This is a genomic window from Rhodococcus jostii NBRC 16295, assembly GCF_001894825.1.
Taxonomy (GTDB): domain Bacteria; phylum Actinomycetota; class Actinomycetes; order Mycobacteriales; family Mycobacteriaceae; genus Rhodococcus_F; species Rhodococcus_F jostii.
The window spans coordinates 85,010-103,002 of sequence record NZ_BCWY01000006.1; the positions used below are offsets into that span (position 1 = coordinate 85,010).

The following is a 17,993-nucleotide window of genomic DNA, read 5'->3' on the forward strand; positions in this document are numbered from 1 at the left end:
GACGCGTCAGCTGTGGACGCTCAGGGGCAAGCGATCACGGTCATCGATCCGGGGGCCACCTCGGTGAAGCCTGCATCGCGCACCGCGATCGCCCTGCCCCGGACCACCTCGATCGTCAGCTCTTCCCACAGTCCGACGTCGGCGTCACGCACGGCGCAGCGGTAACCGGTGGCAGCCCACGCGCGTGCCTGCTCGGTGCTCATCGCACCGGCGAGCAGCATGGATGCGTGACCGACCTGCGCCGCGGCCTTCCCCACCGTCATGTCCAGGGCGGAGTTGATCCACAGCACCGGGATCCCGTCCGGGATGTCGCCGGGGTCGTCGTGGTCGAGATCGGTCCCACCGATCTGCAGCTTCTTGATGCGCGGATCGAGGCTGCCTACCGCGGCGGGCACGAGCGCGCGGGCCTGCGCACCGTCGACGTCGACAGTGATCCCGTCGACGTCCTGCGCCGCACTCCACTGCGCCCCGCGTGCCCGGCGGGACACCTTACGGATCCGGGACCCGACCCAGGCCAGGTAGTCCTCCTGCCACGGTCCGGGCGCACCCGTCTCCTCGGGGCCGACGCGGGGGTCGAGGCACAGCGCCACCGCCGCGCTCGCGGCCGCCTCGAGCAGTGCACTGCGCGGCGGGGGGTCGGCCTTCGGGATGTGCAGCACGATCGGCATGGCGAGGACCTGCGCCGGGTCGTCCGGGTCGGGGCTACCCCCGTATCCGGCTGCGAGGACGGCGTGACGCGCCGCCCACGAGTCGTCGTCGCCGGTCTCCGCGGTGACCGCGTCGCGGCACGATTCCGTCACGGCAGCGGAACTCGTCGCACCACACCGTCCACCGCGTCGGCGGCCTCGACCTCGTCGCGGGTGACTCCGAGGATGAACAGCACGGCGTCGAGGAAGGGATGGGACAGTGCGGTGTCTGCGACCTCCCTCAGGGCGGGCTTGGCGTTGAACGCGATTCCCAGACCGGCCGCGTTGAGCATGTCGATGTCGTTGGCACCATCACCGACCGCCACCGTCTGTTCCATCGGGACGCCGACCTGACCGGCGAACTTGCGCAGCGCGGTGGCCTTCGCGGCCCGGTCGACGATGTCGCCGATCACCCGGCCGGTGAGTTTGCCGTCCACGATCTCGAGCGTGTTGGCCTGCACGAAGTCGAGTTCCAGTTCGTGGGCCAGGCCCTCGATGACCTGCCGGAATCCGCCGGACACCACACCGCAGTGGAAGCCGAGCCGGCGGAGGGTCCGGATGGTGGTGCGGGCGCCGGGTGTCAGCTCCAGGCCGTCCGCGACATCGTCGATGACGGAGGCGTCGAGGCCCGCGAGGGTCGCGACCCGCTGATGCAGCGATTCGGTGAAGTCGATCTCGCCGCGCATCGCGGATTCGGTGACGGCGCGCACCTCGTCCTCGACTCCCGCGCGGGCGGCGAGCATCTCGATGACCTCGCCCTGCACGAGGGTCGAGTCGACGTCGAACACGATGAGCCGCTTGGCGCGGCGGGCCAGTCCCCCACGCTCGACCGCGATGTCGACGTTCTCGCGCACGGCCACTTCCGCGAGCACGGTGCGCAGGCTCTTGTCTGCCTCCGCCGTGCCGGGCGCGGACACGAGGAGTTCGAGGCCCGTCACCGGGTAGTCGGCGACACCACGGATGGAGTCGATGTTGACGCCGAGGGTGGCCATCTCCCGGGCCACCGAGCGCAGCGCACGAGCGGACACCGGACTACCGAGGACGACGACGGCGTGCGTGGACAGCGACTGCCGGCCGGGATCCGCCCCGATCTCGACGTCCACCGACATCCCGACGGTGGCCATCGCCTCTTCGAGCTCCTCCTGCAGCGCCTCCCCGTTCTCGGGGCAGGCCACCAGGACACCGAGGGTCAGTCGCCCACGAATCACCACCTGCTCCACGTCGAGAAGGCTCACGTCGTGGCGGGAGAGCGACCCGAAGAGCACCGAGGTGACGCCGGGTCGGTCGGGGCCCGTCACGGTCACCAGAACAGTGGTGTCAGCTGCACCCACCGATGTACTCCGATCATGTTGCTCGCGCGGCTTGTCCGGCACCCATTGTGCCAACTGAAAAGCCCCGCCCGGTGTGGGGGCGGGGCCTTTCCGAAACTGATGTGTCAGCGGCCGGTGTCGGTTCCGGGGTCGCCTTCGTCGCCGACGGTCAGCGGCTCGTGGCGTTCCTTCTCGAGCACGGTGCTGGCGTGCTTGCCACCGTGACCCGGTCCGACGTGCGCCTCCGCCTTCATCCGCTCGACCATGTGCGGGTAGTGCAGCTCGAACGCGGGGCGCTCGGAGCGGATGCGCGGCAGCTCGGTGAAGTTGTGCCGCGGCGGCGGGCAGCTGGTGGCCCACTCGAGCGAGTTGCCGTAGCCCCACGGGTCGTCGACGGTCACGACTTCGCCGTACCGGTAGCTTTTGAAGACGTTCCAGATGAACGGCAGCGTCGACGCACCGAGGACGAACGCGAAGATCGTGGAGAACGAGTTCAGGAATGTGAAGCCGTCCGAGGGCAGGTAGTCGGCGTAGCGGCGCGGCATACCCTCGTTACCCAGCCAGTGCTGGACCAGGAACGTGCCGTGGAAGCCGATGAACGTGGTCCAGAAGTGCCACTTGCCGAGACGCTCGTCCATCATGCGGCCGGTCATCTTCGGGAACCAGAAGTAGATACCGGCGTAGGTGGCGAACACGACGGTGCCGAAGACCACGTAGTGGAAGTGGGCGACCACGAAGTAGGTGTCCGTCACGTGGAAGTCCAGCGGCGGGCTCGCGAGGATGACGCCGGACAGACCACCGAAGAGGAACGTGATGAGGAAGCCGATCGAGAACAGCATCGGCGACTCGAACGTCAACTGACCCTTCCACATGGTGCCGATCCAGTTGAAGATCTTCACACCTGTCGGGACGGCGATCAGGAACGTCATGAACGAGAAGTAGGGGAGCAGCACGGCGCCGGTGGCGTACATGTGGTGCGCCCACACCGCGATGGAGAGGGCGGCGATCGCCAGCGTCGCGTAGACCAGGCCGCTGTAACCGAACACCGGCTTACGGCTGAACACCGGGAAGATCTCCGACACGATGCCGAAGAACGGCAGCGCGATGATGTACACCTCGGGGTGACCGAAGAACCAGAACAGGTGCTGCCACAGCAGCACACCACCGGTGGCCGGGTCGAAGATGTGGCCACCGAGGTGCCGGTCGACGAACAGACCCATGAACGCGGCGGTCAGCAGCGGGAACGCCAGCAGAATCAGGATGCTGGTGATGAAGATGTTCCACGTGAAGATCGGCATGCGGAACATCGTCATGCCGGGGGCACGCAGGCAGATCACGGTGGTGATCATGTTGACGCCACCGAGGATGGTGCCGAGGCCGGCGACCGCGAGGCCCATGACCCAGAGGTCGGCTCCGACGCCCGGGGAGTGCAGCGCACTCGTCAGGGGCGTGTAGGCGGTCCAGCCGAAGTCAGCGGCGCCACCGGGGGTGATGAAACCTGCGGTCGTGATGATCGCGCCGAACACGTACAGCCAGTAGCTGAACGCGTTGAGTCGCGGGAACGCCACGTCGGGGGCACCGATCTGCAGCGGCAGGATGTAGTTGGCGAACCCGAACACGATCGGCGTCGCGTACAGCAGCAGCATGATCGTGCCGTGCATCGTGAACAGCTGGTTGAACTGCTCGTTCGACAAGAACTGCATACCGGGCACAGCGAGCTCGGCGCGCATCATCAGGGCCATGAGACCACCGATGAGGAAGAACGCGATCGAGGTCGTCAAGTACATGATTCCGAGCACCTTGGGGTCGGTGGTCGTAATCATTTTGAAGATGAACGAGCCCTTGGGTCCCTGCCGCGGCGGGTAAGGCCTGGCTGCAGCTATCGCGGGGACTGGCTGGGGCGCTACGGCAGTCACTGATCCTCCTGAATGCGCGTCCGACCCCGGGCTGCGAGGCGAACGGTCTCTGGCTTGCGCTCATCGAATCGTAGACCGTGCCCTGAGCGGCCTCCGACTGGGTCCTACCCACTGTCGTACTTACCCCGACTCAGAGCAAATTGGGGCGCATTCGACCTGCGGTTTGGCGCACCGGGGAGTGCTCACCGTCACGCGGTCCGGCGTGTCGCACCCGCCCGGTCGACACTGCCCCGAAGAGCTTCCGAGACGCCTCGAGCCCGGTGCTAAGGTTTCGCTCACCTAACTTCTATCAGGAGCTCCATGTGAACGTCCTTTCCCGACGCCGGGTCGTCGCCGGCGCGGTCGCACTCGCCGCTGCAGCCACTTTCTCCCTCACGTCCTGCTCCAGCAGTGACGACACCGCCGCCGCAACCGACACCACCACGTCGACCGGGCAATTCCCGCGCACCGTCGATCACTTCCGCGGCAGCACCGAGATCCCGGCCGCCCCGCAACGGGTCGTGGCACTCGACAACAGCTTCACCGACGCCGTCCTCCTCCTCGAGACGCCGCTCGTCGGCTACGTCGACTACCGCGAGCCCGGACTCCCCGACTACCTCGGCTCCTCGCGCGACGAATTCGCACCGGAAGCCGAGTCGGTGGGCAAGGTCAGCAACGCGAGCCTCGAGCAGATCGCCGCGCTGCAACCCGACCTGATCATCTCCGCCGAGGTGCGCGACGCGAAGAACTACGAGCAACTGTCCGCGATCGCGCCGACCATCTTCACCGAGACGACCGGGCCCACCTGGAAGGACAACATCCGACTCGTCGGCAAGGCGCTCGGCAAGGAAGAACTCGCGGAGCAGAAGATCGGCGCCTACGAGGAGCGCGCCGCCGCCGTCGGCGCGGAGATCAACGGCAAGGCGGCCGATCCGGTGATCTCGGTCGTCCGGTTCGCGGGCGAGCCGACGGCCCGCCTCTACCGCACCACCTCGTTCAGCGGGATCGTCCTCTCGGACGCCGGGTTGGCCCGCCCCGGGAGCCAGGGCCCCGACCCCGCCGATCCGGACAACATCATGCAGGCCATCAGCCCCGAGCTGATCAGCGAGGCAGAGGGCGACGTCATCTTCGTCAGCACCTGGCAGGACCCGGCGGGCAAGAGCGCCGAAGCGGCGAAGCCGTTCCTGGAGAGCCCGCTGTGGCAGACGCTGGAGGGACGCAAGGTCGACGTCGACGACGCCCGCTGGATGTCACCGGTCAGCATCCAGGGCGCGCATCTCATCCTCGACGACCTGTCGGACACGTTCGGGGTGGAGAAGCACAGCGGCTAACCTGAACGCGCCCGCACACACAGGAAGTCGCCGAATTGTCCCCTCGTAGGTTTTCCGCCCGCCGCGCGTCCACCGGTCTCGTCACTGCCGTCGCCGTGCTCGCACTCGCCGGCTGCTCGCAACCGGCCGACGACGATCCCGCAGCGTCCATCGTCCGGACCACCACGAAGATCGCCGGGGCCGGTGTGGTCGGTATCGAGAGGGACACCACGACGGCCTGCGCCGAGTCGGCCCCGGTCGACCCAGCACTCGCGGCCGGCTCGACGCACCGGGTTGTCCACACGAAGGGCGAGGCCGACGTGCCGTCCGATCCGCAGCGGATCGTGGTACTCGACAGCGCCGCACTGGACGCCGTGTGCGCACTCGGTCTGTGGGAGAACGTGGTCGGCGCGGCCACCGTCGACGGGGACTCACCTCAGCCCGGATACCTCGGCACGGGCATCTCCGAGATCCCGAGCGTCGGGACCGTCGACGCACCGGACGTGAACAAGATCGCCGCGGCGGACCCGGACCTGATCCTCGGATCGAGTCCGGCGTCCGACCAGCTGTACGGCGAACTCTCCCCCGTCGCGCCCACCGTGTTCGTCGGGTCCGACCCGGTGTACTGGAAGGCGCAGTTCGTCCTCGCCGGCAACGCCCTCGGCCGGGCCGACGCGGCGGCGGCCGCGCTCGAGCAGTACCAGCAGGACGCCAAGCAACTCGGCATCGACATCGACGCGGCGCAGACTCAGGCGTCCATCGTCCGCTTCGGCGCCGACAGCATGGAGGTCGAGGGTCCGGCGACGTTCGCCGGCCAGGTCCTCACCGACGCCGGGGTGCGGCGTCCCGCCTACCAGAACCTCGACGGTGTGGTCACCGAACCGATCTCCGAATCCGACATCGACCGGGCCGAGGGCGACCTGATCTATGCCGTCATAGACGGCGCGGACGGCACCGCCCACGCGGAGGACGTCATGTCCGGTGAAGCCTGGGAAGACCTCGAGGCCGCCGCCGACAAGCGAGTGTTCGCCGTCGAGGGTGACGTCTGGGGCGGAAACGGTCTCGTCGCCGCCCGCGCGATGCTCACCGACCTGCGGAACACGCTGAACGGCTACGTCGGCTAGGAGGCCCGGTGCCCGTCCCCGAGTTCGTCACCGCCCTACGCAGCCACGTCGGCACCGCGCCGCTGTGGCTGTCCGGGGTGAGCGTCGTCGTACGTGACGACGACGGCCGGGTGCTGCTGACCCGCCGCGTCGACAACGGCAAGTGGGCCGTCGTGTCCGGCATCCTCGAACCCGGAGAAGAACCCGGCCCCGCGGCGCTGCGCGAGATCCGCGAGGAGACCGGCGTCGACGCCGAACTGATCCGGATCACCAGCGTCGACGTCACCGACCCGATCACCTACCCCAACGACGACGTCGCGCAGTATCTCGACGTGTGCTTTCTGGCGCGGTACGTGAGCGGTGACGCGGCCGTGTCGGACGACGAGAACCACGACGTGGCCTGGTTCGCCCCCGACGCGCTGCCGTCGGACCTCACCCCGTCGTCGCGGTTGCGCCTCGACAAGGCGCTGCAAGACGAGCCGGAGGCGTGGTTCCGGCGCTGAACGCAGTTCGCCCGATGTCGCACCGGTGCAGTCGAACTGAACCGGTGCGACATCGGGCGACGGCTCTAGAAGTCCCAGTCCTCGTCTTCGGTGTTGACGGCCTTGCCGATGACGTAGGAGCTGCCCGAGCCGGAGAAGAAGTCGTGGTTCTCGTCCGCGTTGGGTGAGAGCGCCGACAGGATCGCCGGGTTGACGTCCGTCTCGTCCTTCGGGAACAGACCCTCGTAGCCGAGGTTCATCAGCGCCTTGTTGGCGTTGTACCGGAGGAACTTCTTGACGTCCTCGGTGAGGCCGACCTCGTCGTAGAGGTCCTGGGTGTAGTCGACCTCGTTGTCGTAGAGCTCGAAGAGCAGCTCGAACGTGTAGTTCTTGAGGTCGTCGCGCTCGGCCTCGGTGAGCTGTTCGAGGCCCTTCTGGTACTTGTAGCCGATGTAGTACCCGTGCACCGCCTCGTCGCGGATGATGAGGCGGATGAGGTCGGCGGTGTTGGTGAGCTTGGCCCGCGACGACCAGTACATCGGTAGGTAGAAGCCCGAGTAGAACAAGAAGCTCTCGAGCAGGGTGGACGCCACCTTGCGCTTGAGCGGCTCGTCGCCCTGGTAGTAGTCCATGACGATCTCGGCCTTGCGCTGCAGGTTCGGGTTCTCCTCGGACCAGCGGAAGGCGTCGTCGATGTCGCGGGTGGAGCACAGCGTCGAGAAGATCGAGCTGTAGCTCTTCGCGTGCACCGACTCCATGAACGCGATGTTGGTGTACACCGCTTCCTCGTGCGGGGTGATGGCGTCGGGGATGAGGCTGACGGCGCCCACGGTGCCCTGAATGGTGTCGAGGAGCGTCAGCCCCGTGAACACCCGCATCGTGAGCTGCTTCTCCTGCGCGGTGAGCGTCCCCCACGACGGGATGTCGTTGGACACCGGCACTTTTTCGGGCAGCCAGAAGTTGCCGACGAGACGGTCCCACACCTCGGCGTCCTTCTCGTCCTGGACGCGGTTCCAGTTGATCGCGGATACGCGACTCACCAGCTTGACCATTGATTCCTCACTTCGTTCGGCTGTGAGTACTTATTAACCGCCGGCGGTTGACAAGTACTCACGGGCGGCGGAGCCGCCTACAGCATGCAGGAAACGCAACCTTCGACCTCGGTACCCTCCAGAGCCATCTGACGCAGACGGATGTAGTACAGCGTCTTGATGCCCTTGCGCCACGCGTAGATCTGCGCCTTGTTGATGTCGCGGGTGGTGGCGGTGTCCTTGAAGAACAGCGTCAGCGACAGCCCCTGGTCGACGTGCTGCGTCGCGGCGGCGTAGGTGTCGACGATCTTCTCGTACCCGATCTCGTAGGCATCCTGGTAGTACTCCAGGTTGTCGTTGGTCAGGTAGGGCGCCGGGTAGTAGACGCGGCCGATCTTGCCTTCCTTGCGGATCTCGATCTTCGACGCCACCGGGTGGATGGAGCTGGTGGAGTAGTTGATGTACGAGATCGACCCGGTCGGCGGGACGGCCTGCAGGTTCTGGTTGTAGATGCCGTACTTCTGCACGGACGCCTTCAGCTCGCGCCAGTCGTCCTGCGTCGGGATGTGCACATCCGACTCGGCGAACAGCTGCCGCACCCGCTCCGTCTTCGGCTCCCACACCTGATCGGTGTACTTGTCGAAGTACTCGCCGGACGCGTACTTGGACTGCGGGAAGCCCTTGAAGTGGGTGCCCCGCTCGATGGCGATCCGGTTGGACGCCCGCACCGCGTGGAACACGACGGTGTAGAAGTAGATGTTCGTGAAGTCGATGCCCTCTTCGGAGCCGTAGAAGATCCGTTCGCGGGCCAGGTACCCGTGCAGGTTCATCTGGCCGAGACCGATGGCGTGAGAGTCGTTGTTGCCCTGCTCGATCGACGGCACCGAGTAGATGTGCGTCTGATCCGACACCGCGGTGAGCGCGCGGATCGACACCTCGATGGTGCGGGCGAAGTCCGGTGAGTCCATGGCCTTCGCGATGTTCAGCGAGCCGAGGTTGCAGGAAATGTCCTTGCCGACCTCGCTGTAGGAGAGGTCGTCGTTGAACAGCGACGGCGTCGAGACCTGCAGGATCTCCGAGCACAGGTTGGAGTGGGTGATCTTGCCCTCGATGGGGTTGGCCCGGTTCACCGTGTCCTCGAACATGATGTACGGGTAGCCCGACTCGAACTGCAGCTCGGCGATGGTCTGGAAGAACTCGCGCGCCTTGATCTTCGACTTGCGGATCCGCTTGTCGTCGACCATCTCGTAGTACTTCTCGGTGACGTTGATGTCGGCGAACGGCACACCGTAGATGCGCTCGACGTCGTAGGGCGAGAACAGGTACATGTCCTCGTTCTTCTTCGCCAGCTCGAACGTGATGTCCGGGATGACGACACCCAGCGACAGGGTCTTGATACGGATCTTCTCGTCCGCGTTCTCACGCTTGGTGTCGAGGAACCGGTAGATGTCGGGGTGGTGCGCGTGCAGGTACACCGCGCCGGCGCCCTGACGGGCACCCAGCTGGTTGGCGTACGAGAAGGAGTCCTCGAGCAGCTTCATGATCGGAATGACGCCCGAGCTCTGGTTCTCGATCTTCTTGATCGGGGCGCCGTGCTCACGAACGTTGCTGAGCAGCAACGCAACTCCGCCGCCGCGCTTGGACAGCTGCAGCGCCGAGTTGATGGAGCGGCCGATGGACTCCATGTTGTCCTCGATGCGCAGCAGGAAGCAGGACACGGGCTCGCCGCGCTGCTTCTTACCGGAGTTGAGGAACGTGGGGGTGGCGGGCTGGAACCGGCCGGCGATGATCTCGTCGACGAGTTTGGTCGCCAGCTCTTCGTCGCCGGCGGCGAGCGTGAGCGCGACCATGCAGACGCGGTCCTCGAACCGCTCCAGGTAACGCTTGCCGTCGAACGTCTTGAGCGTGTACGAGGTGTAGTACTTGAACGCGCCCAGGAACGTCGGGAAGCGGAACTTCTTGGCGTAGGCGTGATCGATCAGCGACTTCACGAAGGCGCGCGAGTACTGGTCGAGGACCTCGGGCTCGTAGTAGTTCTCTTCCACGAGGTAGTCGAGCTTCTCGTCCAGGTTGTGGAAGAAGACGGTGTTCTGGTTGACGTGCTGCAGGAAGTACTGGCGGGCGGCGGCGACATCCTTGTCGAACTGGATTTCGCCGTTGGGGCCGTACAGGTTGAGCATTGCGTTGAGCGCGTGGTAATCGAGACCGTTCGTCGAGTCTCCACCGCGCGCGTCGCGCTCTACGCTCCCCGCGTCGATGGTGTCTGTGATGGTCGGCGCCACTTCTCGTGCTCCTCGTCGTCTAAGTGATCCCAGAATTCACCCAGACCGGCCCTGACCCGCTCGACGTCCTCGGCTGTGCCCATGAGTTCGAAGCGGTAGAGGTAGGGAACGTGGCATTTCTGAGAAATGATGTTTCCTGCAAAACAATAGGATTCACCGAAGTTGGTGTTTCCTGCCGCGATCACGGCTCGGATCAGCGACCTGTTGTGTGTGTTGTTGAGAAATCGGATGACCGGCTTCGGGACGTAACTGGTGTCGCGTCCCATGGCCGTCGTTCCCCCGCCGTAGGTGGGGACGATCAGCACGTAGGGTTCGTGAACCTCGAAGGTGCCCTCGCGGTCGTGTATGGGTATGCGCGTCGCAGGCAGCCCGAGCCGCTGGACGAATCGGTGCGTGTTCTCCGAGGCGCTGGAGAAGTACACCAGCGATGTCATCGGTTTCCACCATCTGGACTAGTACTACCGTTTACGGCCGCCCGGGAACCGGATCGTTCTCGATCTCGGGCGGTGCGATCGCCTCGCTTCAAGCAGCGTTTGCCGAGAGGGTCTTGATGCGGTCGGGGCGGAAGCCCGACCAGTGCTCGTCACCGGCCACGATCACGGGCGCCTGCAGGTATCCCAGCGCCATGACGTAGTCCCGGGCTTCGGGGTCTTCGGTGATGTCGACGACGGAGTATTCGATACCCGCCTTGTCGAGGGCCCGGTAGGTGGCATTGCACTGAACGCAAGCGGGCTTGGTGTAGACGGTGATGCTCATGAAGTCCCTCTTTCCACTGCCGAATGGAGCTGACGAAGTGTGTGTTCAGCGCACTGAGATCTCCCCTGATCGAGATGGCGGTGACCCCCGATGGAGATGCTCACCGAGTCGGTTCTCGTTGTGGTCTCTCAGTGCTCAAGACACTACACCTAGTGGCCGACAGAAACACTTAACCCGAGATGTTGTGAGTCACATCGATGAAATTCCCAGGTCGTCATTCCGGCGACCATAAATTTCGCACTCACATCGGCGTGTCGCGCATCACATTTTCGGCGTGATGCGGGTCACCCCGCGGATCGCGCTCGTGCGCTGGAGGCTCAGGGAGCTTACGTCACCTCGGCGGACACGCCCGCATCCGCTGCGCGGACCCCGCGGGCGCACCGTCCGCACCACCCCGGACACCACTCCGGCGGGCACTGTCCGCCCCCCTTCCGGCGCCCGCCGCCGAGCCACCGTCGCGGCCCGCCGCTCGCCGCCCGGCACAGGACGTCGTGGGCACCGCACCCCTGCGCTTGCCGGCCGGTAACTGCAGGCCCGACGACCGGTCCCGGTAACTTGAGCGCATGCCCGAAGAGTCCCTCGAACACCTCGACTGGTCGGCGCCCGTGGTGCGCACCACGAGGGTGACGCCGAACATGCAGAGGATCACCCTCGTGGGCGGAGATCTCGGCCGATTCGAGTCCAGCGGGCGGCCGGACGAGCGCCTGCTGCTCGCGTTCCCACCGGACGGCGCCGAGAAGCGCAGCTACACCGTCCGCCGCTGGAACCCGGACGCGCTCGAGATGGACATCGATTTCGCCGTCCATGCGGGCGGGGCGGCGGCGCAGTGGGCGGCTCGCGCACAACCCGGCGAGTCCCTGGGATTCTCCACAGCGTCGGGGTGGTACGCACCGCCCGCCGACGCCGCATGGCAGCTCCTGATCGCCGATATGACGGCTCTGCCTGCCGTCGGCCGGATCGTCGAGGAACTACCGGGCACGGCGCGCGTGCACGTGATCGCGGAGGTCACCACCCGGGGCGACCGGCAGGAGTTCGCCACCGCCGCCGCGCAGACCACCACCTGGCTGCACGGGAGCGGCAACGGCACCGGCGACAGTCTGCTCGCCGAGGCGGCCCGCGACTGGGTACGACCGGACGCACCGGGATACGTGTGGTTCGCGGGCGAGGCGAAGGTGTCGCGGGTGGTCCGGCGCTGGTTGCGCCACGAACTGGGCTGGCCGGCGGACCGCTACGACGTCATCGGCTATTGGCGCGACAACAAGGAGGAGTGGGTCGCGCGGTACGAGACGGTGCGCGAACAGATAGAAGCCGCCAGGGACTCTGCCCTGGCGGCCGGTCACGACTTCGACTCGGTGCGGGACGCCGTCGACGCAGCCCTGGATCGGACCGGACTGTAGCGGCGGCGGCATCCCGCGCGCGGGCGACCGTCAGGCGTCGACGAGCTGCTTCGTGGCCTCGACGAGGCTGGCGACGACGTCGGCGACCTGCTGCGCGACCTCGGCGTTCTCGCGCGGGTGGCGGTCACCGAACTTGTCGATGGTGCCGCCGATGGCGAGGGTGACGTCTTCGAGGACCTTGCCGCCGGCGATGCGGACGGCCTTGCGGGTGTCCTCGTGCGCCCACTGTGCGCCGTTGCCGCTGGGCGAGGCGCTGATGACGGCGACGGGCTTGTCCTTCACGGCGCCGGTGCCGTACGGCCGGGAGATCCAGTCGATCGCGTTCTTGAGGACGGCAGGGATGGTGCCGTTGTACTCGGGCGTCAGGATGAGGAGCGCGTCGGCGCGGCCCGCGGCGTCACGCAGGGCCTCGACGGCGGGGATGGAACCGGCGACGTCGATGTCCTCGTTGTAGAAGGGGACCTCTCCGAGCCCGTCGAACACGGTCACCTCGGCACCCTCGGGTGCCACGGCGACCGCGGTCTCCGCGAGCTGACGGTTGACCGAGGCGGCGCGCAGGCTGCCGACGAGAACGAGAACGTTGGTCTGTGACATGTCAATAATCCTTCGATGGTGCGTAGGGCGACTCGCGAACATGTATAGCAACTAAACGGACCGCGGTCCACTTATGTTCCCGTCACGGTAGGATGCGAACCGTGACCAGCCCCCTACTTCCCCAGATCGGGGTCGATCCCCCCGAACGCGGAGACGCCGCACGTAACCGGCGTCTTCTGCTCGATGCGGCTGCGCTGCTGGTGGCCGAGCGCGGCGTCGACGCCGTCACCATGGACGCCGTCGCCTGCAGGGCGGGTGTGGGCAAGGGCACAGTGTTTCGCCGGTTCGGTAGCCGCTCCGGTCTCATGCACGCACTTCTCGACCACACCGAACGTGAACTCCAGCAGGGCTTCATGTTCGGTCCGCCACCCCTCGGGCCCGGCGCCGACCCGATCGACCGGCTGATCGCCTTCGGCCACGCCCGCATCGCGATCGTGGAGGTGCAGGGCGAGGTGCAGCGCGCCGCGGAGAACTCCCTCGAGTTCCGGTTCGCCGCACCCGCGCGGGCGGTGTCGGTGCGCCACGTCGTGTCCCTGCTCCGCGCCGCCGGGGTGCAGGGCGACCACGAACTGCTCGCCTGTTCGCTCCTCGCGCCGCTCGAGGCCACGCTGGTGTTGCACGAACTACGCGACCTGGGCATGTCGGTCGAACGGCTCGGCGCCGCCTGGGAAGACCTGATCCGGCGCGTCACCCGATGTTGAACCCGAATCCGGGCCTTTTGTCTAACCTCGGGGAATGCGCACCACCGCCGCCGTTCTCGGCATCCTGACGTTCGCCTCGCTCACCGCCTGCGGCGGGGACGGGCAGACCACGCCGGCGGATCCGACCGGCCGCACGTTCGTCTCCACCTCGGTGGAGGGCGATCCCATTCCGGGCGGCGGGCCGCTCGTCCTCGGGTTCACCGACCCCGGACGCCTCTCCGTCGCTGCCGGCTGTAATCAGGGCAGCGCCGACGTCGACCTGGCCGACGGAAAGCTGGTTGCCGGTCCGCTCGCGATGACGCTGATGGCGTGCCCGGGTGAGGCGGCCGGCGCGGACGCCTGGGCGGCGGGACTGCTGGACGCGCAGCCGAATTGGACCCTCGACGGCGACACCCTCACCCTCACCACGGCCAGCGGTTCGGTGACGCTGTCGGACGAAAAGGTCGCCCGGCCGGATCGGCCCGTTTTCGGGACCACCTGGACGGTGACCGCGCTGATCAGCCCCGATGCGGTCACGACGACCGCGGTGCTGGAGCAGACTGCACCTCAGTTGCTGATCGCCCGGGACGGTTCCGCGTCCGGCTTCACCGGCTGCAACCGGATGAGCGGGTCCGCGGACGTGCAGCCGAGTTCGATCACGTTCGGGCCCTGGGCCACCACCCGGATGGCCTGTCCTCCGGACGTCATGGAGGTCGAGCGTGCGGTTCTCGCAGCGTTGACCGGCGAAACGAGTTACAGCGTCCATTCGGACACGATGCAGGTGACCAACGCCGACGGGTTCGGGTTGACGCTGCGGGCGAGCTAGAGGGCCGCGAGCCAGCTGCCCAGCGCCCGGGCGCTGGCATCGATCCGCGCGGGCCAGTCCAGGGCCGAGTCGTCGGCCGTGTCGCTGACGTGCTTGACCAGCCGGCACCGGGCGCCGCTACGGGCGCTGGCGTAGGCGATGGCGAAACCCTCCATGTCCACGAGGTCGGCTCGCCGGGCCAGTACGTCGCGCACCGCGGCATCCGCCACGAACAGGTCACCGGTCGCGAGCACGGAACCGTCGCCGTCCGGCAGGGCGAGGACATCGGCCACCTCGTGCCCGAGCGCCCGGATGGCGTCGCCACTGATGTCGTGGTTGAGGACGGTCGACGGCGTGAACAGGCCGCTGTGATGCTCGTGCAACGCACCCGCGGTGCCGATGTTGACGACGAGAGGCTTGTCATTCCGGGGGTAGTCGGCGAGCGCGGACGCCACGGCCACGGCAGCGCTCACCTTGCCGATGCCCGTGATCAGAACCTCGAACCCCGAGGGGACGTGCACCGCCTCCGCCTTGGTCGCGCTGACCACCAGGACGTCCGATCTACTCATGCGCGGAACCGTACCCTGCGCCTGTCAGGGGCACTCGCTAGAGTTCTGTCATGGCGAATCCACGTGCGCAGATCCTCGAGGAACTCGGTGCCCGGCCCACCATCGACGCGGCCGACGAGATCCGCAAACGCGTTCAGTTCCTGAAGGACTACCTGCTGTCGACCCCGGCCAAGGGCTTCGTCCTCGGCATCAGCGGCGGTCAGGACAGCACCCTCACCGGACGTCTCGCCCAGCTCGCGGCGAGCGAGCTGCGCGACGAGGGCCACGACGCCGAGTTCGTCGCCGTCCGGCTCCCCTACGGCACCCAGGCCGACGAGTCGGATGCCCAGATCTCCCTCGACTTCATCAAGCCCGACCGGTCGGTGGTCGTCAACGTGAAGCCCGGCGCGGACGCCACCGCGAAGGAATCGTCCGAGGCGCTGCGCGACATCATCGGCGACGGCGGTGAGCTGCGCGATTTCGTCCGCGGCAACATCAAGGCCCGCGAACGCATGGTGATCCAGTACTCGATCGCCGGACAGCTCGGGTATCTCGTGGTCGGCACCGATCACGCCGCCGAGGCGATCACCGGATTCTTCACCAAGTTCGGCGACGGCGGCGTGGACGTCACCCCCCTGACCGGGTTGTCCAAGCGTCAGGGCGCTGCACTCCTACGCGAACTCGGCGCACCCGAGAGCACGTGGAAGAAGGTCCCCACCGCCGACCTCGAGGACGATCGTCCCGCCCTTCCCGACGAGGAGGCGCTGGGAGTGACGTACGCGCAGATCGACGACTACCTCGAGGGCAAGGATGTGCCGGAGGACATCGCCCGGAAGCTCGAGACGATGTACCGCAGCACCCGGCACAAGCGGACCGTCCCGGTGACACCGCTCGACACGTGGTGGCGGTGACCCGATGGTCCAGGCGCTGGTCGCGGGCGGTACCGGCACTGCAGGCCGGCAGGTGGTCAAGGAGTTCCTCGCTCGCGGTCACTCGGTCCGGGTCCTGACCCGGCACGGTGGTGCCCCCGGCAGCGAAATCGTCCACTTCCACGGCGATCTCGTCACCGGTGACGGTCTCGCGGAAGCATTGGACGGCGTCGACGTGGTGGTCGACACCACCGACGGCAAGACCCGGGGCACCCGGGCCGTGCTCGAGAAGGGCGCCGAGAACCTGCTCGCCACCGCGGACGGCGCCGGGGTCGGACGCGCCGTGCTGCTCTCCATCGTCAACGTCGATCGGAGCGACTTCGCCTACTACCAGGCGAAGCGGAAGCAGGAACTGGTCTACGAGAACGCGGCGATGGACACGACGATCGTGCGGGCCACCCAGTTCCACGATTTCATCCCCATGATCGCGAAGCCGGCGAGCAGGGCCGGATTGATACCCGCCTTCTCCAAGACGAGCTTCCAGACGATCGACACCCGGGACGTCGCGACCGCGCTGGTCGACGCCGCCCTGGCCGCCGAACCGTCACCGGAGGGCCCGATCACCATCGGTGGCCCCGAGGTCCGCACCGCCCGCGACCTCACTGCGGCGTGGAAGAAGGCCACGGGCACGCACGGTGTCGTCGTGAATGTTCCGCTCCCCGGCGCGATGGGGAAGTTTTTCCGGGAGGGGTTGAACCTGGTGCCCGACAATCAGTTCGGAACGATCACCTTCGACCGGTGGCTGGCCGACTCCCGCTGAGCGCGCAGACCTGGGACGTGCCCTAACCGCCGGCGAACGGTGGCAGCACGTCCACCTGTGCACCGGCCGTGCGGGTCAGATCGCGCGTCAGCTCGGAGTCGACGAGGAACGCGGACACCGACAGCACCCGCTGCATGTCGGGCCCGTACTTCGCGAGGAGAAGTTCTTTCACCTGGCCGAGGTCTGCGCTCGCGGGGAGGTCGAGAGTCTCCTTGGTGCACCCCGCCGCGTCGGCGGCAGCTGCGAAATACCGAATCGAAATACCCGTCACGTCAACCACCGATTGCTCCCATGCTGCGTTCCGGCGGGGCGAAGCCGTCCGCGTTGATTCCGTGGCCCGCCCACTTGTTCCACATCGCGCCGCGCCACAACTGCGCCAGCTCCTCGTCGTCCGCACCCGACCGCAGCGCCGCCCTCAGGTCGATCTCCTGGTCACTGAACAGGCACGACCGTACCGTTCCTTCGGCGGTGAGGCGGGTGCGGTCGCAGTCGGAGCAGAACGACCGGGTGACGGACGCAATGATCCCGACCGTGGCCGGACCACCGTCGACGAGCCACTCCTCGGCCGGCGCCGAGGGGTCGTCCCGGCCGTGTTCGGTGAGCGTGAACCGCTCACCGAGGACGGCCAGCAACCGGTCGGCGGGAACCATGTTCTCGCGCGCCCACTCGTGATCGGCGTCGAGCGGCATTTCCTCGATGAACCGCAGTGCGACGCCCTCGGCCAGGCACCACTCCAGGAGATCGGCGGCGCCACCGAGTGTTTCGGGCATCAGCACCGCGTTGATCTTCAGCGGCGCCAGTCCGGCGTCTGCGGCGGCGCGGATGCCTGCGATGACGGACGGCAGCCGATCGCGTCGCGTCAGCCTCGCGAAGTGCTCGCGATCGACCGAATCGAGGGAGACGTTGACCCGTGTCAGACCGGCACGGGCAAGCTTGGCTGCGCGGTGTTCGAGACCGACCGCGTTGGTGGTCATCGCCAGCGGGATCCCCGGCACACGTTCGGCGCAGCCCGCGATCATCTGCTCGAGATCCACCCGCATCAGCGGCTCGCCGCCGGTGAACCGGACCTCGCGCACGCCGAGGCGGTGGACGGCGATGTCGACGAGCCGGACGATCTCGCTCGCGGTGAGGAGGTTCTGCGCCGGAATGGCCGGCAGCCCTTCCTCCGGCATGCAGTACGTGCAGCGCAGCGAACACTTCTCGGTGATGGACACCCGGAGGTCGCGCGCCACCCGGCCGAACCGGTCGACCAGGTGGTCGACGTCCGGCCTGCCCGCGAGCGACACCGACGACCGGACAGTCGGGATACCCATCTCCACCGCCGTCATCGAGTTGCCTTTCCCTGCATCTGTCCAGTATGCCGCTAGGGGTGATCGCTGTCCGGCGCGGTGCCCTCGTCGCTCGGCCGGAAGGATGCCTAGGATT

The 17,993-nt window shown here is 67.1% G+C and carries 19 protein-coding genes; 8 read left to right on the top strand and 11 right to left on the bottom strand.

Features of this window, described 5'->3' with window-relative positions; genetic code table 11:
- Positions 1 to 20: 20 nt before the first annotated feature.
- The 3 genes from RJ1_RS06775 to ctaD all read right to left on the bottom strand — a co-directional run bounded on the left by RJ1_RS06775 (position 21) and on the right by ctaD (position 3,912).
- Complete coding sequence (locus tag RJ1_RS06775; RefSeq protein WP_073359203.1) at positions 21 to 800, bottom strand: aminoacyl-tRNA hydrolase; 780 nt, start codon at positions 798 to 800, stop codon at positions 21 to 23.
- Positions 797 to 2,017 carry a phosphoserine phosphatase SerB gene (gene serB, locus RJ1_RS06780; RefSeq protein WP_015890195.1) on the bottom strand — a complete coding sequence of 407 codons (1,221 nt, stop codon included), beginning with the start codon at positions 2,015 to 2,017 and terminating at the stop codon, positions 797 to 799. The genes RJ1_RS06775 and serB overlap by 4 nt, the downstream gene beginning before the upstream one ends.
- 104 nt (positions 2,018 to 2,121) lie before the next feature.
- A complete protein-coding gene (gene ctaD, locus RJ1_RS06785; RefSeq protein ID WP_005240299.1) occupies positions 2,122 to 3,912 on the bottom strand; it encodes an aa3-type cytochrome oxidase subunit I in 1,791 nt (596 codons plus the stop codon).
- Positions 3,913 to 4,214: 302 nt separating this feature from the next.
- On the opposite strand from ctaD, the gene RJ1_RS06790 reads away from it, so the two are divergent.
- From RJ1_RS06790 to RJ1_RS06800, 3 genes are read left to right on the top strand one after another with little or no spacing between them, the layout of a single operon-like run.
- The gene (locus RJ1_RS06790) at positions 4,215 to 5,222 is read left to right on the top strand and encodes an ABC transporter substrate-binding protein (RefSeq protein ID WP_073359204.1); all 1,008 of its coding nucleotides are present in this window, start codon (positions 4,215 to 4,217) and stop codon (positions 5,220 to 5,222) included.
- A gap of 35 nt (positions 5,223 to 5,257) precedes the next feature.
- Entirely contained in the window at positions 5,258 to 6,325 is a 1,068-nt protein-coding gene (locus tag RJ1_RS06795) for an iron-siderophore ABC transporter substrate-binding protein (protein ID WP_073359205.1), read from the top strand.
- Positions 6,326 to 6,333: 8 nt separating this feature from the next.
- On the top strand, positions 6,334 to 6,807 hold the full coding sequence (locus RJ1_RS06800) for an NUDIX hydrolase (RefSeq protein ID WP_073359206.1): 474 nt from the start codon (positions 6,334 to 6,336) through the stop codon (positions 6,805 to 6,807).
- Positions 6,808 to 6,872: 65 nt separating this feature from the next.
- Here RJ1_RS06800 and nrdF read toward each other — a convergent pair whose 3' ends face one another.
- The 4 genes from nrdF to RJ1_RS06820 all read right to left on the bottom strand — a co-directional run bounded on the left by nrdF (position 6,873) and on the right by RJ1_RS06820 (position 10,855).
- On the bottom strand, positions 6,873 to 7,838 hold the full coding sequence (gene nrdF, locus RJ1_RS06805) for a class 1b ribonucleoside-diphosphate reductase subunit beta (protein ID WP_015890191.1): 966 nt from the start codon (positions 7,836 to 7,838) through the stop codon (positions 6,873 to 6,875).
- 77 nt (positions 7,839 to 7,915) lie between these two features.
- Positions 7,916 to 10,099 (bottom strand): class 1b ribonucleoside-diphosphate reductase subunit alpha, encoded by a 2,184-nt coding sequence (nrdE, locus tag RJ1_RS06810; protein WP_083400689.1) that lies wholly within the window; start codon positions 10,097 to 10,099, stop codon positions 7,916 to 7,918.
- Complete coding sequence (gene nrdI, locus RJ1_RS06815; RefSeq protein ID WP_073359207.1) at positions 10,057 to 10,533, bottom strand: class Ib ribonucleoside-diphosphate reductase assembly flavoprotein NrdI; 477 nt, start codon at positions 10,531 to 10,533, stop codon at positions 10,057 to 10,059. Before nrdI ends, nrdE begins: the two co-directional genes overlap by 43 nt.
- An 88-nt stretch (positions 10,534 to 10,621) precedes the next feature.
- Positions 10,622 to 10,855, bottom strand: coding sequence for a redoxin NrdH (locus tag RJ1_RS06820; protein ID WP_005240286.1), 234 nt, complete (start codon positions 10,853 to 10,855; stop codon positions 10,622 to 10,624).
- 563 nt (positions 10,856 to 11,418) lie between these two features.
- Between RJ1_RS06820 and RJ1_RS06825 the strand changes: the two genes are divergently transcribed.
- Positions 11,419 to 12,252 carry a siderophore-interacting protein gene (locus RJ1_RS06825; protein ID WP_073359208.1) on the top strand — a complete coding sequence of 278 codons (834 nt, stop codon included), beginning with the start codon at positions 11,419 to 11,421 and terminating at the stop codon, positions 12,250 to 12,252.
- Between the two features lie 30 nt (positions 12,253 to 12,282).
- Here the strand turns inward: RJ1_RS06825 and RJ1_RS06830 are convergent, their stop codons facing one another.
- A complete protein-coding gene (locus tag RJ1_RS06830; protein ID WP_073359209.1) occupies positions 12,283 to 12,846 on the bottom strand; it encodes an NAD(P)H-dependent oxidoreductase in 564 nt (187 codons plus the stop codon).
- 101 nt (positions 12,847 to 12,947) lie between these two features.
- On the opposite strand from RJ1_RS06830, the gene RJ1_RS06835 reads away from it, so the two are divergent.
- Complete coding sequence (locus tag RJ1_RS06835) at positions 12,948 to 13,547, top strand: TetR/AcrR family transcriptional regulator (protein ID WP_073359309.1); 600 nt, start codon at positions 12,948 to 12,950, stop codon at positions 13,545 to 13,547.
- A 34-nt stretch (positions 13,548 to 13,581) separates the two neighbouring features.
- The gene (locus tag RJ1_RS06840; protein WP_073359210.1) at positions 13,582 to 14,352 is read left to right on the top strand and encodes an META domain-containing protein; all 771 of its coding nucleotides are present in this window, start codon (positions 13,582 to 13,584) and stop codon (positions 14,350 to 14,352) included.
- Here the strand turns inward: RJ1_RS06840 and RJ1_RS06845 are convergent.
- Positions 14,349 to 14,900, bottom strand: a complete 552-nt coding sequence (locus RJ1_RS06845) for a nucleosidase (protein ID WP_073359211.1) — start codon at positions 14,898 to 14,900, stop codon at positions 14,349 to 14,351. The two genes, RJ1_RS06840 and RJ1_RS06845, sit on opposite strands and share 4 nt — an antisense overlap.
- A gap of 50 nt (positions 14,901 to 14,950) precedes the next feature.
- Between RJ1_RS06845 and nadE the strand changes: the two genes are divergently transcribed.
- Positions 14,951 to 15,790, top strand: coding sequence for an NAD(+) synthase (gene nadE / locus RJ1_RS06850; RefSeq protein WP_073359212.1), 840 nt, complete (start codon positions 14,951 to 14,953; stop codon positions 15,788 to 15,790).
- Between the two features lie 4 nt (positions 15,791 to 15,794).
- Positions 15,795 to 16,568 (top strand): SDR family oxidoreductase, encoded by a 774-nt coding sequence (locus RJ1_RS06855; protein ID WP_073359213.1) that lies wholly within the window; start codon positions 15,795 to 15,797, stop codon positions 16,566 to 16,568.
- Between the two features lie 22 nt (positions 16,569 to 16,590).
- On the opposite strand, the gene RJ1_RS06860 is transcribed toward RJ1_RS06855, so the two are convergent.
- Together RJ1_RS06860 and moaA are read right to left on the bottom strand one after the other, a co-directional pair.
- The gene (locus RJ1_RS06860) at positions 16,591 to 16,848 is read right to left on the bottom strand and encodes a MoaD/ThiS family protein (RefSeq protein WP_073359214.1); all 258 of its coding nucleotides are present in this window, start codon (positions 16,846 to 16,848) and stop codon (positions 16,591 to 16,593) included.
- Positions 16,841 to 17,896, bottom strand: coding sequence for a GTP 3',8-cyclase MoaA (gene moaA, locus RJ1_RS06865; protein ID WP_073359215.1), 1,056 nt, complete (start codon positions 17,894 to 17,896; stop codon positions 16,841 to 16,843). Before moaA ends, RJ1_RS06860 begins: the two co-directional genes overlap by 8 nt.
- Positions 17,897 to 17,993 lie beyond the last annotated feature (97 nt).

Coding starts and splice junctions, on each gene's coding strand:
- nrdF (WP_015890191.1), bottom strand. CDS start 7,838: ATGGTCAAGCTGGTGAGTCGCGTATCCGCGATCAACTGGAACCGCGTC.
- nrdI (WP_073359207.1), bottom strand. CDS start 10,533: ATGACATCGCTGGTGTACTTCTCCAGCGCCTCGGAGAACACGCACCGA.
- RJ1_RS06820 (WP_005240286.1), bottom strand. CDS start 10,855: ATGAGCATCACCGTCTACACCAAGCCCGCTTGCGTTCAGTGCAATGCC.
- RJ1_RS06825 (WP_073359208.1), top strand. CDS start 11,419: ATGCCCGAAGAGTCCCTCGAACACCTCGACTGGTCGGCGCCCGTGGTG.
- RJ1_RS06830 (WP_073359209.1), bottom strand. CDS start 12,846: ATGTCACAGACCAACGTTCTCGTTCTCGTCGGCAGCCTGCGCGCCGCC.
- RJ1_RS06840 (WP_073359210.1), top strand. CDS start 13,582: ATGCGCACCACCGCCGCCGTTCTCGGCATCCTGACGTTCGCCTCGCTC.
- RJ1_RS06845 (WP_073359211.1), bottom strand. CDS start 14,900: ATGAGTAGATCGGACGTCCTGGTGGTCAGCGCGACCAAGGCGGAGGCG.
- nadE (WP_073359212.1), top strand. CDS start 14,951: ATGGCGAATCCACGTGCGCAGATCCTCGAGGAACTCGGTGCCCGGCCC.
- RJ1_RS06855 (WP_073359213.1), top strand. CDS start 15,795: ATGGTCCAGGCGCTGGTCGCGGGCGGTACCGGCACTGCAGGCCGGCAG.
- moaA (WP_073359215.1), bottom strand. CDS start 17,896: ATGACGGCGGTGGAGATGGGTATCCCGACTGTCCGGTCGTCGGTGTCG.